This window comes from Bacillus sp. REN3 (genome assembly GCF_017912555.1).
Taxonomy (GTDB): Bacteria; Bacillota; Bacilli; order Bacillales; family Cytobacillaceae; genus Mesobacillus.
Genome location: NZ_JAERSD010000015.1, coordinates 94,571 through 111,583, shown reverse-complemented (window position 1 = coordinate 111,583; position 17,013 = coordinate 94,571). Strand labels below are relative to the sequence as shown.

General features: G+C 42.4%; 13 protein-coding genes and 2 pseudogenes. 6 read left to right on the top strand and 9 right to left on the bottom strand.

Annotated elements, in window-relative coordinates; all coding sequences use genetic code 11:
* Positions 1–372: 372 nt before the first annotated feature.
* Entirely contained in the window at positions 373–873 is a 501-nt protein-coding gene (locus tag JJQ88_RS14155; RefSeq protein WP_246861185.1) for a DnaJ domain-containing protein, read from the top strand.
* 813 nt (positions 874–1,686) lie between these two features.
* On the opposite strand, the gene JJQ88_RS14150 is transcribed toward JJQ88_RS14155, so the two are convergent.
* Positions 1,687–2,577, bottom strand: a complete 891-nt coding sequence (locus JJQ88_RS14150; protein ID WP_210366690.1) for an acyl-ACP desaturase — start codon at positions 2,575–2,577, stop codon at positions 1,687–1,689.
* 233 nt (positions 2,578–2,810) lie between these two features.
* On the opposite strand from JJQ88_RS14150, the gene JJQ88_RS14145 reads away from it, so the two are divergent.
* Both JJQ88_RS14145 and JJQ88_RS14140 read left to right on the top strand, forming a co-directional pair.
* Positions 2,811–2,987 carry a hypothetical protein gene (locus JJQ88_RS14145; protein WP_210366689.1) on the top strand — a complete coding sequence of 59 codons (177 nt, stop codon included), beginning with the start codon at positions 2,811–2,813 and terminating at the stop codon, positions 2,985–2,987.
* Positions 2,988–3,002: 15 nt separating this feature from the next.
* Positions 3,003–3,332, top strand: a pseudogene (locus JJQ88_RS14140) (redoxin domain-containing protein); the annotation flags it as partial.
* 26 nt (positions 3,333–3,358) lie between these two features.
* Here JJQ88_RS14140 and JJQ88_RS14135 read toward each other — a convergent pair.
* The 3 genes from JJQ88_RS14135 to JJQ88_RS14125 all read right to left on the bottom strand — a co-directional run bounded on the left by JJQ88_RS14135 (position 3,359) and on the right by JJQ88_RS14125 (position 8,722).
* Complete coding sequence (locus tag JJQ88_RS14135) at positions 3,359–4,438, bottom strand: nitric oxide synthase oxygenase (RefSeq protein WP_210366688.1); 1,080 nt, start codon at positions 4,436–4,438, stop codon at positions 3,359–3,361.
* 354 nt (positions 4,439–4,792) lie between these two features.
* Positions 4,793–5,995: an MFS transporter gene (locus tag JJQ88_RS14130; protein ID WP_246861184.1), complete on the bottom strand. Its 1,203-nt coding sequence runs from the start codon at positions 5,993–5,995 to the stop codon at positions 4,793–4,795.
* Positions 5,996–6,451: 456 nt separating this feature from the next.
* Positions 6,452–8,722 carry an ATP-binding cassette domain-containing protein gene (locus JJQ88_RS14125; protein ID WP_210366687.1) on the bottom strand — a complete coding sequence of 757 codons (2,271 nt, stop codon included), beginning with the start codon at positions 8,720–8,722 and terminating at the stop codon, positions 6,452–6,454.
* 86 nt (positions 8,723–8,808) lie between these two features.
* On the opposite strand from JJQ88_RS14125, the gene JJQ88_RS14120 reads away from it, so the two are divergent.
* Positions 8,809–9,750 carry a helix-turn-helix transcriptional regulator gene (locus tag JJQ88_RS14120; RefSeq protein ID WP_210366686.1) on the top strand — a complete coding sequence of 314 codons (942 nt, stop codon included), beginning with the start codon at positions 8,809–8,811 and terminating at the stop codon, positions 9,748–9,750.
* A gap of 582 nt (positions 9,751–10,332) precedes the next feature.
* On the opposite strand, the gene JJQ88_RS21905 is transcribed toward JJQ88_RS14120, so the two are convergent.
* The 3 genes and pseudogenes from JJQ88_RS21905 to JJQ88_RS14110 form a co-directional block, all read right to left on the bottom strand.
* A complete protein-coding gene (locus tag JJQ88_RS21905; protein WP_481748308.1) occupies positions 10,333–10,872 on the bottom strand; it encodes a methyl-accepting chemotaxis protein in 540 nt (179 codons plus the stop codon).
* A 225-nt stretch (positions 10,873–11,097) separates the two neighbouring features.
* Positions 11,098–11,526, bottom strand: a pseudogene (locus tag JJQ88_RS21900) (protoglobin domain-containing protein); the annotation flags it as partial.
* A 292-nt stretch (positions 11,527–11,818) separates the two neighbouring features.
* The gene (locus JJQ88_RS14110) at positions 11,819–12,745 is read right to left on the bottom strand and encodes a DMT family transporter (RefSeq protein ID WP_210366684.1); all 927 of its coding nucleotides are present in this window, start codon (positions 12,743–12,745) and stop codon (positions 11,819–11,821) included.
* A gap of 320 nt (positions 12,746–13,065) precedes the next feature.
* On the opposite strand from JJQ88_RS14110, the gene JJQ88_RS14105 reads away from it, so the two are divergent.
* Both JJQ88_RS14105 and JJQ88_RS14100 read left to right on the top strand, forming a co-directional pair.
* Entirely contained in the window at positions 13,066–13,821 is a 756-nt protein-coding gene (locus JJQ88_RS14105; RefSeq protein ID WP_210366683.1) for a hypothetical protein, read from the top strand.
* 496 nt (positions 13,822–14,317) lie between these two features.
* The gene (locus JJQ88_RS14100) at positions 14,318–15,052 is read left to right on the top strand and encodes a YwaF family protein (RefSeq protein WP_210366682.1); all 735 of its coding nucleotides are present in this window, start codon (positions 14,318–14,320) and stop codon (positions 15,050–15,052) included.
* A gap of 62 nt (positions 15,053–15,114) precedes the next feature.
* Here JJQ88_RS14100 and JJQ88_RS14095 read toward each other — a convergent pair whose 3' ends face one another.
* Positions 15,115–15,789, bottom strand: a complete 675-nt coding sequence (locus JJQ88_RS14095; RefSeq protein WP_210366681.1) for a type 1 glutamine amidotransferase domain-containing protein — start codon at positions 15,787–15,789, stop codon at positions 15,115–15,117.
* Positions 15,790–16,401: 612 nt separating this feature from the next.
* The gene (locus tag JJQ88_RS14090; protein WP_210366680.1) at positions 16,402–17,010 is read right to left on the bottom strand and encodes a histidine phosphatase family protein; all 609 of its coding nucleotides are present in this window, start codon (positions 17,008–17,010) and stop codon (positions 16,402–16,404) included.
* Between the last annotated feature and the right edge of the window lie 3 nt (positions 17,011–17,013).

Sequence of the window (17,013 nt, the reverse complement as noted above, 5' to 3'; positions counted from 1 at the left end):
CTGCGGCAACGTCGGCACTAGGACGTCCTGTCCGTCGAAGGGCCTGACAGTGAAGTCGTTCTTTGACTTCATTGGCAAGAGCGAAGCGACTCGAGGGGCTAAGCGCTGACACTGGACCAGCTCCACTGACACTGACGCCCCGCGGAAAGCGAAATCAACACCCAGGTTTAACAGAGCCTTTACAAAAAGCTCGAAAGTTCCCCTTTCACCCCTTTCCATCTTCTGTTCCCAGCCTGAAATAGAAATCCCCTGCCAATTTATATACTTAAACTCATTGTAACAATCCTGTTCTTTTCCTGAAAAATTTCAATGCTATGATGTTATCGTCTCCATCTGTGCAAATGACCAATTTAATCAAAGAGAGTGGAACGAATGCTGAATTTAAAAGAAGCTGTTGAACAATTATCTGGATATGGCATTTCGGCCAGCGAAAAGGATGTCATTCGCTGGATAGAGGATGGCCATATGAATGCCGAAATAAATAAACAGAGAAGAAATACTACCTACAAATTAAATATTAAAGACCTGACAGATTTCGTGATCAAAAAATATGCAGATGACTTTTCTAAAAGAATGGAAGCCTCAAATCGGGAAAAGCGGGAGCTAGAAGAGAAAATAGATTTAATCCATACCCGTTTGCAGATTGAACAGTCCAAAGTCCGTACGTTGAAAAAACTTCTGAATAGCCAAATTGAGTCATCAGGACCGGACATTATCCACTTTAGTGAACTGCTTGGTTTAAAGCAAGATTCAAACAGCCAGTCAATAAAAAAAGAATTCAAAAAGCTGCTGAAAGCCCTCCATCCTGACAGAGGCGGTGATGAAAGGCTGTTCAAAGTATTCCATGAACATTACGAGAACCTGAAATCGTGATAGATGTTTGGTTTTATCCCGATTGGGCTTTTAAAAAAGCGAAATAATCCTAGGTGGAGTCATTATAATTCTAGTTGGGGTTATTTTAATGCTAGTTGGAGTCAATATTATGCTTGTTGAACTCAATATAATGCTAGTTGAACTCAATATAATACTAGTTGAACTCAATTAATGCTAGTTGGAGTCATTATAATCCCAGTTGAACTCAATATATTCCTTGTTGAGGTCCTTATAATCCCAGTTGAACTCAATATAATCCTTGTTGGACTCATTATAATCCCAGTTGAACTCAATATAATCCTTGTTGAGGTCATTATAATCCTTGTTGGACTCAATTTAATGCGTTGGAGCCAATTTAATGCTAGTTGAACTCAATTAATGCTAGTTGGAGTCATTATAATCCCAGTTGAACTCAATATAATCCTTGTTGGAGTGATTATAATCCTCGTTGAACTCAATATAATCCCAGTTGAACTCAATATAATCCTTGTTGGACTCAATTTAATGCGTTGGAGCCAATTTAATGCTAGTTGAACTCAATTAATGCTAGTTGGAGTCATTATAATCCCAGTTGAACTCAATATAATCCTTGTTGGAGTGATTATAATCCTCGTTGAACTCAATATAATCCCAGTTGAACTCAATATAATCCTTGTTGGACTCAATATAATGCTAGTTGAGGGTAAACAAACCAATTCGGAAAACTTAACCCTGTTTGTGCACAATAAAAATAACTTTATTGATGGTTGGGGTAAAATATTGACGGTTGCCCTATTTTAAAAACAAAGAATCAGCGGAAAACCCGCTGATTCTTTATTTTTTGCTATAAAATCTGTCCCTCACCCTCTTCAGCCTTGCATGATAATTTAGAATATCAAGCCGGGCCTTTTCTGCTTCGGGTGCGATAGGACGTAGGTTTTCGATGTCCCAATAATCGATGATGACATCAAGAACCTGATCGAAATACTCAAGCGGACCATAGTTCGCTTCCTTTGCAATGATTGACATCCGGTCTTCGAAATCGGGCATAACAGCGCCTGGCATCTGGAAATTCATGATGACCTTCCCTAGATAGTAACAATAATTCGGTTCAAGCTGCAGGTGGTACCTGATCACTTCACGGTAAAAAGCATAGTGCAGGGTTTCATCCTTCGCAAGCCTGCGCAGCAATGTCGAGAGATCCCGATCATAAGGGCCTGCCACCTTTGCAACGTTATTATAGAAGACCATTGTCGCCAGCTCTTGCATCGATGTGTACACCATCGTCTCAAAAGGCGTATGGAAGTCAGGGTCCCAGCCGTTTTCAAGTGTCTGCTTATGGAGCTGATGCAATCGCTTCGGGTCGACATTCCTTGTCAGCAATAAATACGTTTCCAGCAGGTTTGAATGCTGGTCTTCCTCGGCCGTCCATGTATGTACAAAATCCTTGATGACAGTCAAAGAACCTTTGAAAGTTTGATCAAGGTAAGAAGTGAACCACGGCAAATTGACCTCTGTCAGCAAAGCTGTCTCGATTGCGGTAACCACCGATGGCGGCAGCGTTACCTGGCTCTTATCCCATGGAACGCGGCGGAAATCGATTCCCTTATCCCATGGCAAAAATTCATGATAACCCCAATCGATTTTTTCAGACCGTTTCTTGTGCTCTTCATATAACTCAATAATCCTCGGCTCCAGTCGAAAATCCAAATGATTCGTTAACATCCAGTGTCCCCTCTCCTTTTTAGATACTGATTTCAACCGAAATATAACTTGGTATTATGACCTGTTCCTAATTACTATTCTAGCATTTTTCCCACTATCTATCGCCTCTAAACACTCAAGTAAACAGAATTGGTCCCTTTGTCATAATCGAATCGCTACAAATTCTCCATAAATAAAACAGGAAATTAAACATTTTACACTATATACTTAGGAGTATAAGAAGGAGGGACGTCATGAAGAAACTCATTTTCCTAATCATGTTCATCATGATTGGCGCATTCGTCAGCGGCTGCGGCAATGAAAAAACAGAATCCGCCGGATTATCTCTGCCTGATACCCAGGGTAAGGATATCGCTTTTGAAAAAATGGAGCAACCAGCCCTTGTATTTTTCTTTACAGGCATTGAATGAGACTACTGTAAATCGCAGCTGGTCGAGCTGCAAAACCACAAAGATTCATTCAGCAAGTTCCCGGGGAACATATACGCCTTGAGCGTTTCATCTGTAAAAGAACATAAGGATCTGAAAGAGAAATTAGGCTTAGATTATCCAGTGGTATCGGATGAGGATTTAGAGCTGATCAGAAAAGCGAAGCTAGTGGATCCACAGGCTCCTAAATCTGTACGCGGTTTCGCTGTCCTTGATAAAGATGGCAAAGTGCTGCACTCCCAACAGCTGGATCCATTCGGTGAAGAAGCCGCGGGTATCATCCCTTATGCTGCTGATATCGTAAATGGAAAAACAGAACAAAAATAAAACCACCCGATTGGGTGGTTTTCACGTTAATAAGGCTTTTCCTGATAAAAATAATTGGGAAAAACGGTCTTATTGTTATAGGACTGATGAAAAATATGGGTGGCAGCAGGTGAAACTGGAGGGATCAGCCATGTCCAATCACCGGTAGTCTCCCGGCCGGCTCCTTTTTCTTTTTCCTCAAATACCTTGAATTGATTCGCGGCAGTATGATGGTCCACGATCGTCACTTTTTCCTCATTGAAGGAATGCAGGACGCTCGTGTTCAATTCAACCAGCGCACGGTCTTTCCATAAAGAGGAGTTCTTTTTCATGTTGAGACCCATTCTGTCAGCAATCAGTGGCAGCATATTGTATCTGTTATCATCTGCCAGGTTCCTCGCGCCAATTTCTGTTCCCATATACCAGCCATTGAAAGGTGCTGCCGTGTACTCTATCCCTCCGATTTCAAGCTTCATATCAGAAATGAATGGAACTGCATACCACTTTAAACCAAGAGACTGGAACCATTCATACTCCGGGTGCCTGAGCGAGACTTCAAGGAGAATACCATCCGGAATGTCAAACAGGCTGGGAGTACCTCCATCAATTTGGATCACTAGGGGCAGGACATCGAAGTTTGTCCCCTCCCCTTTCCATCCCATTCTTTCACAGACTCTGGTAAATTCCAGGGAATGAGGATCACCCAAGGATCCATGTTCTGTTTTGTACCCAGCATACCTGACTAATTGATGATTCCAGATCCGCACCGAATGCCCGTTCATTTTTTGCCGAAAGATCGTAATCGTCGGGCGGATTTTCCCTTTGTTGGAAGCATAATCGATATGATGGAACAATGCATCCCTCATATCTTCAGCAGTCTCCAGCTCCCTCGCGTCAAAAACTTCAAGACTATCCCAGAACAAGCGCCCGATACAGCGATTGCTGTTCCGCCACGCCATTTTCGCGCCGTGTTTCAGTTCTTCATAAGTATGTATGTAATAACCCTCTTCTTTTATTTCTTCTTTAATTTCGTGAATCCTTTTCTCTATCTCAGTTTCAGGTTTATTCAATTCTGTATAACATGCCCGAATAAACCGTTCAGCCTCAGAAATTAAGCCATTTTCCATTCCGTTACCTCCCGGGGGACTTCATCAGGACAATTGTACCACAAAAAAATACTTAACTTCAGTCCATGGACTAGCCAACCTGCAGTGGCAACTTACAAAAATCGCGATTTTGGATTTTGTCAGCTACTTTTTCACCATCCAAACACGTGGCGCTTCTCTGATTTGGCCGGATTATACAACCTTCGAAGCAATTTGATCATTCTAAAACTGTTCAAAAAGGAGACCACACTCGATTTGGAATGAAACTTTTCGTATGCGGCAAAGAACTTTAAACAGATACAAGCTTGGCAAAAAAGCAAAAGCACTGATGGCCCCAGTGCTTTTGCTTCGTTTCATTTCTCATGAATGCTGGTATTATTTTTCAACAACATTCACTGCAAACAACTGTTTATTCCTATAGACGATGACAGTTATCAAGCCTAGCAGCAGGCCTGAAAGGACAAAGATGCCCCTGACTCCTGACAAGTCTGCCAGTATGCCCATAAGCAAAGATCCAACACCAAAAATTCCTGTCCCAATGGCTCCTAAAGAAGAATAAACCTTAGGAAGCTGTTCTTTGTAAACACTGGATTGGATTACTGTTTGCTGGGGAATGCCTTTTATTTGGCTGAATATCCCCACACTGAAAGATAAAAGCAAGGCAATGAAAGGATCATGGACGAGACCGAATAGTAATGTGACGATGAAACCTGCGAATGAACCTGCTAATATAAATGCTGCCAACCTTCTCTCGACAAACGCAGAATATCTCCAACAAAAGACACTTCCTGCAATCATTCCAAAAAAGAAAGCCCCGTTGATAAATCCCCACCACTTTTCATCTGCATGCAAAGCTTCATTGACAAAGACTAAGAGGATGGCGGAAATCCACACCGTCGTAGCAATGGTTTCGAAAAAGTCAATCCAGGCAATCCTTTTTAACACCGGTGTTCTGAATAATACTTGCCAGCCCTCCATGATCTGTGCCCACTTTCCTTTTGGCGCATGAGAACGACACCTGACATTTTCAAGCAAACATACCAGGAAACTGGATAGTACGAACAAGCTGCACGCTAGCCATATGATTTGCTGAGGATGTAACACGATTAAGAGCAAACTCCCTACAAACCACATCAATGCCTGGATCATTTGCAGAACGGTTTCAGTAACAGCATTCGCTTTCAATAAATGTTCTGGTTCTACATAAAAAGGAACCAAAGCCTTCATGACCGGATTTGCACACCCATCGAGAAGAGCGATCAATCCTATGAAGAAAAAAATCAAGTAATAATTTGTTTCCGTTAGATGGGTGAACATCAACCCCATTATGATTAGCAATAGAGTTTTACCAATCTGAGACCCTGCCATCATCCATTTCAAGCTTAGTTTTTCCATTAAAAGCGGTGTCAGCAAACTGGAAATAAACATAGCAGTAGTTATGGTGAACGGTACCATTGAGGATGAAGCTGCAGATCCTGTCAGCTCAAAGATCGTCTTAATCACACTGACAATATAAAGCACATCGCCGATGTTAGCGAGAGACTGCCCTACCACCAATAAAGCAAAATTCCTATTCAATTTTATATTATCCCCCTATCAATTCAATTGATGATTGATTGAATAGGAAGATATCAGATTGGATTATTCATACAAAGATTCCCCTTCCATCACGCTGATCAATCCGGGGGATATGGATTCATCACAAATTTCCCAGGAAGCATGCTTTTCCGGATTCATGCTTCTTTAACATAGTTTTTTAAATTATACCATCATAAGCCAGGCGGACCGAGTAATAGCGGACTATAGAACATCTGATCGTGATCGATTGAATATTCTTTGCGTCGAGAAGCACAGCCAGTCTCTTCCACCAGGTTTTCATCTCGCTGAAAGCTGGTTCCAGCTGCGGGGAAAGGACGCACCTAAGATTTATGGCTGCTCCTGACACCCTCACCTGGTGCCTTAATATCCAGCTGCCCGAAGATCAATATGAGAGAGGAAGTCATCCTCTCTTTGCCAACTTGTTTTCATCGAGTTTCAACCGTACGTGTCCAGATAAGCTTTCAAGTATTTTCCGGTGATGGAGTCCTCACAACTCAAAAGATTCCTCGGGACTCCCTCAAATATAATCTTGCCCCCATCTTTTCCGGCACCGGGTCCCATATCTATGATCCAATCGGCTTGACACATGACATCCAAATTATGTTCTATGACAATCAATGTGCTTCCATTCGCCAATAGCTTGTCGAACACATCCAGCAGCCTGTCAACATCTGATAAATGCAACCCTGTGGTTGGTTCATCCAAAATGTATACTTTGCTGGGGGCATCCAATTCAACCGCTAATTTGAGCCTTTGGAGTTCACCGCCTGATAGAGTGGATAAAGGCTGGCCCAGCGAAAGATATCCCAATCCAACATCCTGTAATTTTTTCAAAACAGAAACGATCGGCTGGCCAGAAAAAAAATCGAGTGCCTCATCAACGCTTGATGATAAAATATCACTAATATTTTCCCCTTGATAAAAGTAACCCAGAACTTTTTGTGTAAAGCGTTTTCCGTTACAAACTTCACATACACTCGTTATTGGGTCCATGAAAGCGAGATCCAGCTCTACTGCACCCAACCCCTTGCAATTCGGGCAAGCTCCCTTTGAATTAAAACTGAAAAGTGATTCCTCGCAATTATTTTCCTTCGAGAAAATTTTGCGTATCTCATCAAAAATACCGGAAAAGGTTGCGATGTTCGAACGTTTAGATGCAGTTATGGCCTTTTGGTCAATTACAACGCAATCAGGGTAATGTTTAGGCAAAATGCGATTGATAAGTGTACTTTTCCCTGATCCCGCGACACCTGTAACAACAGTCATCACATTATGGGGTATCTTGACGCTGATATCAACAAGATTGTGCAGCGAAGCGTTTTTTATGGTAAGCCAGTCTCTTGGGCTCCTAATATGGTCTTTTAAAGTATGTCTGCGCTGTAAATATCTCGCTGTCAGGGTATTGGAACAAAGTAATTGTTCTAAATTGCCTTTAAACATGACTTGTCCGCCATTCTGTCCAGACTCAGGTCCAATTTCAATCACCCAGTCAGCATTTTTAATAATATCTGGGTCATGTTCGACAATGAGGATTGTGTTTCCTTTTTCTTTAAGGGTTTCGATGATTTTATTTATCCTGTTAATGTCATGCGGATGAAGGCCAATGCTTGGTTCATCGAATATGTAGATTAATCCTGTAAGGCTGCTTCCCAACTGGCGTACCATTTTAATCCGCTGTGACTCACCACCGGAGAGACTGGAAGTTGCACGGTCCAGTGTCAGATACCCTAATCCAATGCTGACCATGTACGATAATTGAAGTGAAATGGAGTTTTTAACCGTCTGTACCTCTGATTGATTTACGTTTTTTATGAAATCGATTAAGTCCGTTATAGGCATTTTCGCGCATTCCGAAATGTTCTTGCCATTTATCCTGCAGCTCAACGTTTTCGGATTCAGGCGACTGCCTGAACAGGCTGGACATTCATCCTCAAAAATAACCCGTCCGAGATCATTTTGGTATCGTTTGGAATCACGTGAAACCTTTGAAGAGAACGTTCTCTTAATTCGTGGTATCACTCCTTCATAAAGAGACGTAGGCGGCCAATCTTTTGTCGGATTTGATGGTTTGAATCCAGATTCATAAAGCAAAGTATCCAGTTCATCCTGTGTGTAATGCTTCAATTTCTTATCATTATCAAAAAGTCCAGTATGGACATAACGTTTCCAGCGAACACCTCCAGGATAAAAAGTAGGAAACAGTATAGCTCCCTCATTTAAAGACTTTTCCATATCCAATAATTGATCGATCCTGAAGTTTTGTACCTTACCTAACCCCTGGCACCTTTCACACATCCCTTTTGGATTGTTGAAAGAGAAAACATCAGAATACCCGACAAACGGGATACCTGCTCTCGAAAATAACAGCCTCAGCAAGGCATACAAGTCTGTAACAGTGCCAACAGTTGATCGAATATGTTCCCCTAGCCTTTTTTGGTTGATAACGATGGAGACAGACAAATTTTCAATCGAGTCAACATCAGGCTGGCCATAGTGAGGGAGGCGATTCCGGATGAAACTCGAGTACGTTTCATTCAACTGTCTTTGTGATTCTGCTGCTACAGTGTCAATTGCCAGTGCTGATTTACCAGAGCCAGATACACCAACAACTGCAGTGATTTTGTTCTTGGGTATTTTAATGTTTACATTTTTTAAATTTTTCTCTCTTGCTCCGATGATTTTGATTTCCTCTTGATCTTGTGGCATATCTTTTCCTCCTTGTATCCGCCTTAACTTAAGTATATAGTGAAATCATGACAGAATTTGTCAAGGTTTATGGGAAGGGATATGAAATGAAAAAGACGAGGATCCTATTTAATTTACTCTTTTATGTAAATGAAAAACGACGATTTACAGCAAAGGATGTTGCACAAGAATTTGGCATTTCGATCAGGACAGCCCATCGATATTTATTGGAACTTGAAGAGATGGGAGTGCCGCTATATACAGAGCCAGGCAGGTATGGCGGCTATCGTGTGCTGCCTGAGAGAACGCTCCCACCCGTATTTTTGAATGAAAATGAAGTCCTATCCATATTTTTTGCATTTCAATCACTTAAATTCTATCAATCACTTCCATTTGAAGTCGATATAGAATCCGCTTCAAGAAAGCTTTTTTCCGGCCTTCCCGCTGACAGGAAAGAACAAATAAGACAAGTCGATTCCAGGTTGATTTTTTGGAACCGTAAACGGGATGCGGAAACTCCGTTGTTGAAAGATCTGATTGAACATACTATCCAGAAGTCGATCATAGAGATCGTCTACTCAATGACAAAGGGAACGACTTCCAGGAAAATCGCACCTCTTGGACTATATTCCTATGATGGCTTCTGGTATGTGCCGGCATATGATTATAAAAAAAGAGAAATTCGTCAATTTCGTGCAGACCGCATACTTGACATAGAGGATACTGTGGAACTTCACGATTTAAAATTCAACTTATATGACTGGCTTCACTCTTACGAATTGACCAACCCTGTCCATCTCTATGTAGAACTTACAGACGAAGGGGTCCGCCAAAGTAGGAACAATCCCTTTATGGAAACGGAAATCCGGGAAAATCAGGAAGGGAACGGAGGGTTTATCGATACGACCATTGATTACGCAGATATTGAATTTACCGGAAAATTCTTTCTCCAGTTAGGAACCCACGCCAAAGTAATCGAACCGGCTGAGATGAAAAAATATATTTGCCGGGAAGCCGAGAACATATTGAAACTATATAATCAGAAGTGATGTCTTGTGCCAAATCTCCCATCACACCCCCAGAGATTAAAATGAATAAAAGCCATGATAAAAACATGGGTGGATAACCTCTCAAGATTGCAGAGAATTCCCCTTCAAAACACACTCTTATCAACAGGATAATAAGGACCTTCGATCTTAAAGATACTGTCGGAATGGAACGGTTTGAGGAAAATTCTAATGAATCCTTCGTTGACAAGGATTCTTAATTTATGGCTGTTTTTTAAAGATTGTAGTTCTCTTCATCATTTTAAGAGAAGCAAATAATTCGAATAATTGATTGGAACGAAGGAGCGAGGTTCTTCGAAAATGGGAAAGCATTTTCTTCGTGAGTGGGTGAATGCACAGTAGCTCACTAAGTATATATCCGGATCAGCGGAAAAGTTGAGGGTCTTACAGGCGGATTTCGCAGTGGAAGCTTAACTCACGCCCAGCGGAAAGCAAAGCACCTGAAATGGAAATCAACGGCTCCGTTACACCTCCAGCCAATATAAAAAACTGTAAACAACCCGAGTTCCATCGTGGCTGTCTACAGTCTGAGGCATCAGCAGGTACTGATGCCATTGCAATCATTCAAAAAGTGGTTGAAGCCTCGTTCAATTGTTCGGCAGATAAAGTAACACGTTCAGTCGCTTGTCCTATTTCTTCAATAACGGCTACCAGATGTTTCATCTTCTGGTCGACCTCTGCTGTACCGGTGAGGTTCTCATCCATTGAGGCAACGATTTCAAGGAAGGCTCCCTTTGTTGAAGTGGATTCCTCCTTCCCCATCTGGACGGCGTCCTGGACATTCCTGAGCGATTTCACGACAACGTCCATGTATTGATTTGATGTGGTCACAATGGCGTCAATTTCGCTGATGGACGTTTTGGTCTGGTCTGCCAGTTTCCTTACCTCGTTTGCAACAACAGCAAATCCTTTGCCATGTTCACCGGCTCGGGCCGCCTCAATCGCAGAGTTCAATGATAATAGGTTCGTCTGGTCTGCAATTTTATGGACAAGTTTTACAAACTCGGTGATCTGCTTCAGGGATTGGTTGAGCATATTGATGCTTTCCTCTGCTTGCTTGGTCAAATGATCGATTTCGCCGATATGCCCCGACAAAGTAAACATCCTTTTCTCACCCTGGTCAGCCAGTTCTTTTGTTTCGATTGTTTTCCCATTGTTAACGGATACTGTCTTATTGACATCATGGCTGTCCCGTACAAGGACGTTGACGGAAGCGTTTGTCTGCTCACTCAGGGCAAGCAGCTCTTCACTGATGAGCAAAATTTTATCTTTTACTTCTTGTTTGACTCGTCCATATTGTGCCTCGCGTTCCCGGATGTTCTCGTTTTCATATGCCTCAAGGACTAGCTGGGTCTCAAAGCTAAGCACCCTTGTAATTGAACGCAGGAGCTGCTGCTGTTCATCCGGCTCCTCAATATTCTTGAATACAAGAGAAAACAAACTGTTCTGGAGGTTCTGGAATGCGGACAAATACCAGCGCGGCTGCAGCCCGATCATGAAATGTCTCTTTGCCACCTGCTTACGGATTGTGAGGAAGTCGTCATCAATCTTGCCTGCGAACAATTCTATCAGATGCTTCTCCAGGGTGCTCCTTAATCGATCGACCGTGCTGTGCGACTTGATGATCTTTCCAAGCTCCTCCACTTGCAAAATGGTGTCATAAAAAGCTGTGACAACGTCAGTGATGCTCTCTTTGACGACAGGCTGGAACTTTGCGATTGTCCTTAAATCTCTTTCCTGAAGGTCGATCATCTTCAATTGCTTTAGGGTGTCGGGTTCTGTTACTGTTATTCTGTCTTCAAGGCCAACGCCCGCTTCATCTGCTGTCGATGTCCCTTTTTTACTGAATACAAAAAATTTCAATGCTACTCCCCACTTCTTCTATAGTTAACAAACTGCCCTCTATCAAAATAGTACTTTTTCCCTATGTTTTTGTCGACTTATAATGTGCAGAACTTAAGTGATTTCACACTATTGTCGAATTTCACAAAAAAATAAAGAAGAAATGATGTGATCACTTCTCCTTAAGCTATTCCCTCTATATAATGGATTACCTCGAGTTTGCGTACTCAGTCCTTTTTGCTTCTACTTTATTGCCTCCGACAGACAGCCATGTCACGAAAATCAGCATGAGCACCACACCGAGCAGTTGGTAGATTTCCAGCATCCTTTCGAACCAGATGACGGATATAACCATCACAGTTAATGGCTCCATGCTTGAAAGGATACTTGTCTCAACAGCAGTGATGTATTTCATGCTGCTAAGGAACAGGACGAAAGCAATCGTGCTGAACAAAATCATCACCAAGAGGATAAAGCTCAGTTTTGGATCGCCAAGCATCTGCCATTCTGCCGACTTCCAGACCTGATTCATAATCCCAAGCATGACACCGCCTATGATCATGCTCCAGCCGACGATGATGAGAATGCTCCACTCCTTCATCAGTCTCGCAGGATATAAAGTATAGAAAGCAAAGGTTAGACCCACTGCCACTCCCCACATCAGCGCTTGCGGACTCACCAGCAAAGTTCCCAAAGAACCGTTCGTCAGCAATAAGAAAAGACCAGCCAGTGTACCAGCGATGCCGATGACCTGATAACGAGGCGGCATTTTTTTATTTACCAGCGAAACATAAAGGGCAACAAAGATCGGAGCTGAAAATTGCAGCAAGGTTGCTACAACTGCATTGCTCGTTTCAATCGCATAAAAGAAAGTGTATTGCAGGCCGACCATGCCGAAAATGCTGAACACTATCAGCTGATTGCGCCAATACGCCGTCTTCCACAGCGCAAAAATATCTTCTTTTTTATATGCCAGATAGACTAATAGGCCAATTCCGGCAATCACCAAACGAATCACCAGGATAAAAGGTACCGAGAATTCAGTATTCCCCAATATCCATTCAACGATTGAGCCAGTCATCCCCCATAGCATCGAACCAATGACAATCATCAGGATTCCCTTTAAACGCAGCATGACTCCGTCACCCTCCTTTTCTGCGATTCTCGTTGACTACTATCCTATCATATCAGTAAATCATAGTGCTTTCTATCAGAAAAATCCAATGATAATTCCGTTGAAATCCAACTTTAATTCGAAGCAGTATCCAATCAGTAGGTGATCCATGCGCCTTCTTGAATCCCTTGAAATTTCATGTCCATCCACCTGCCTCTCTATCGCTGAACCTAGCAAGATACATGACATCCCCTTCTCAATCCCCATTTATTCAGCTGGATGGTTTTTCAACCTGCCGTCAATTGGGTAATATAAAATCGACAAACACAAGAGGTGATAAAATGCTGAATAGCTATTATTCTGAAGTAGCAGTACCAATTGAGGCGCCTTATGGTTTCAGCCCAGTAAATGGAAAGGGACAGGATTTCACTTTCGACAGAGACGATCGATTTAAGGACTATCAGATAAAGAAAGATGGCAGGACCTATACCGTCACTCTCGATGATCAGGGACAATGGCATTTCATCACATCATTTGTTTGTGATTCGCTTGATGAATTAAAGCTTTCGCGACAAATACTCCGGCCGCGATATTTAAAAGAAGAGCAGCTTCCCTTAGTAGATTTGCTTAACGAATTGGATCTCACCCCGAACTATGAGGGACATGATAAAGCATATGGACATGTACTGGCACTTGCCGAAAAGCTGGATCTGATCCCGGCATACGAACAGGCAAGGATAGCCAACTATGATGGCAACGACGACCCGACAATCATCAAGAAAATCCATTTTATCGAAAATGACTTTAACGGAGAGAAAACAAGGTTCATATCCGGCTTTGAAACCCGCTCATTCGCGACGCTAACAGAAAACGAATACTATGCGAGGGAAATTCACCTGCCCGGCAACGCAAGGAATTACCTGAAGCTTTTCCTCTATTTTTCAAGGTACGGCAGTTTGCCTTCCCAGCAGATGATGCCCAGATTCCTTGCGAATCTGTGGGCATCTACGCAAAGCTTGAATACGGATGCCAATCCCGCCCTCTACAAAGAAGAATCAATCCACCTCCATAACGAAAATAATAGCAGCAACGAATGATAGGATTGGGATTTTTCAATATGAAAGAATAATGTTGTTTTAACAATAAAGCAGGGAACTCTGTTAGATTTGGAGTTCCCTTGTTTAAGAAAAGCTTTGACTGTTGAAGAAGGTTACATTGAGTTCTTGTAATGAACTAAATGGCCAGTCCTCTCTGGTTAAGAAAACCACCCCAACTCAAATAACTTGCTCTTTCATTTTTGAGTCAATTATAGAACTGACGGCATATTTTGCGAAGATTGCTTGTAAAAAAACCTTTAGGAAAGGATGTGTTAAATTTGATATTCCTCTCCCGGCATGCCGGGAATACCCTTTGCTCCCGCTAGAGTCTTCGTGCCCTCCTTTTCACACTCACAAAGAATCAAAATCGATATTCTTCTTTAACATAGCTTCAGGGAAAAGCAGATCGTGATTAACAATGGGGCTCCCTCGAATAAAAACCATTCAAAATGCGCACCTTATGTTTGTTCGATCATCAAACAAGGGGTGTTCATTATTGGAGTGGTTCGGCCGCAGCAACCAGTCTTTTGTTTTTGAGATGTTTTCAGCAAGCCATTTGATCGTATTAGCCATCTTCATCTTCGTTTCAGCAGTCCTCTTTCTCTATCGGAAAAAATTGAAGGGGAACAAATGGAGAAAAACAGAAGTGGCAGTTTGCTTCTCACTTATTTTGTTTGAAGTGATGAACCAGACATGGATGTATATGAATGGGGTGTGGAAACTGGGTCGCTCCTTGCCGCTTGAACTGTGCAACCTTGCCCTCATTCTATCAATCATCTTGCTATTGACTAGAAAAAAGCCGATTTTTGAATTATTATTTTTCATAGCCATTCTAGGCGCTACACAAGCAATCCTGACTCCGGCGCTCACATATGACTTTCCCCACTTCCGGTTTTTTCACTTTTTCTATGCGCATATGATGGTCGTGTGGGTGAGCTTGTATTTCACATGGGCAAAAGGCTTCTACCCTACATTCCAATCTGTATTGAAACTGCTTGTCTTCATAAATCTGCTTCTTCCTGTTATCTTGTTCATTAATAAAGCCGCAGATGGAAACTATTGGTTTTTGCGGCATAAACCGCAAAGTCCAAGTTTACTGGATTTACTTGGCCCCTATCCTTGGTACATCTTTTCTTTGGAAAGCCTGTTAGTGATTTTTACCATGGTCACATGGAGGGTTTTACGGAAATGGGAGAAATGGAACCGTGGCCGTTCGTATGCTGATTATTAAGCTGCCGGTTTTCCTGCCAACATAAAAAGAAAAAGCACCGGCTGGTGCTTTTTCTTTAACAGTTACTTCCTGTTTTCCAATGCTTTCACTAGTTCCACGCCCATCAGCTCTGAAGAAAACGGATCGCGTGCTGTGACGAGTTGCTCGTCTCCCCAGACAACATGCCCGGTTTTTTCAAGATCTCCTCGGTCGTATTTTGCAATCCTACTCAATTCCTGTTCAAGGCTGAAAGGAAGGTTCTCCAACAATCCTTCTGGTTCCATGGCATCAGGAAAGCCAGTTACCTTTTTGCCTGCGATCAGGTACTCGCCATTATCCCGCTTCAGGAATGCCAGCGGAGCAGGCCCATGGCATTCCGCTGCCACGATTCCACCGTTGTCATACAGAAAGTTGAGGATGCGATGAAGGTCCTCGTCTTCAGCAAGATCGTACATAGCCCCGTGGCCGCCAACAACGAGAACAACATCATAGTGTGCCGGATCGATATTGGAAAGCTTCATTGTATGATCTGCTTTTCCAGAATCATATATTTTTTTGTACTCGCCAGATGGATCGTATTGCTCACTGATGCTCACTTTATCCAGGACCGGCTTGCCTCCAAGCGGTGAAGCAAGGTCGACCTGATGCCCTGCCTCCTCCAGCGCAAGCATCGGGGCGAATAACTCCTCAGCCCACCAGCCGGTTTCATAGTGATCGTCTTTATAGCCGCTTGATAGAACAGCCAATACTTTTGCCATCTAAAAAACCTCCTTCTGTTTTTCACAATGAACTTTTCCCCTATAAAGCGGTTTTTACTCGTGACAATTTTTTTCAAATAATACATGATGAGACCTTGGCAGTAAGATTCTCCTTTTCATTCGTATTCACATTGCTTCGGGACTGTAAAACCTGGTAAAGTGCTGCTTATTCTTTCATATGTCGAGAAAGCCCATCCATATCGGCAGGAAATCTTCATCGCATCCTGGAAGATAAAATCCGTCCAATGTAAAAACATATGGAGCGGCACCATTGAATGCAAATGGGGCAAAACCTCCAGCATCAGGATTTGAGTCATAGTATCTTTTTGGCAACTATCCAACTTCTATATCCACTTTCCCTACCACCTTTATAAAAGGGCAGTAACAACTATCTGCACGATACCATCAAATACTTCAAAAAAGAGGCACCTGATGCTGATTCATGTAGTATATTGTTTGGATTCTTGCAACTTTACAAATTCCGATAAATTATGCGATTAATTAAAAAGAAAGTCAAATCCTGCGCTTTCCCGAGAAATAATTTATTTCATGTTCAACAAAATCAAGAAGTCAATAAAAAGAGCAAATCAATATAGATTTGCTCTTCGTCCATCATTTTCGGTGCTCAAGTGATGCTTCTGCAACAAGTTTTCTTTGGTCCTCCGAGATTTCCACGATGGTCAGGCTTGTGCCATCGATATACGGCGGATTCCAAATTTCCCGGATCGATGCCCCCCTGCAAAGAAGATACAGGGTTTTAATCACAACTCCATGGGTGACGATTAGCACGTTCCCATCCGGGATGTTTTTTTCAAGATCATCAAGGAATAATGCCAGCCTGTTTTTAACATCCGCGAACGTTTCCCCGAGCTTAGTTACATAAGCATCGGGCTGATTCCAATATAAATCGAACTCTTCTGGAAATTTTTCTTTGATTTCGCTTTCCGTCATCCCCTGCCATGGTCCAAGGTGGATTTCCATCAGCCGCTCGTCTGTCGACAAAGGAATCTGCCGCCCTCCTTTGATCAGTTTCGCCGTTTCCATTGTCCTCAGGCTTGGAGAGGAAATAATCTGGCTGAACTCGGTATCATCCAGCCACTCTCCCAGCAAAACCGCATCGTTGATTCCTTTTTCCGTGAGGCTGGAATCAAGGCGTCCCTGGCTTCTTTTTTCGACATTCCATTCTGTTTGACCGTGTCTTACCACATATAAATGAAGCATACC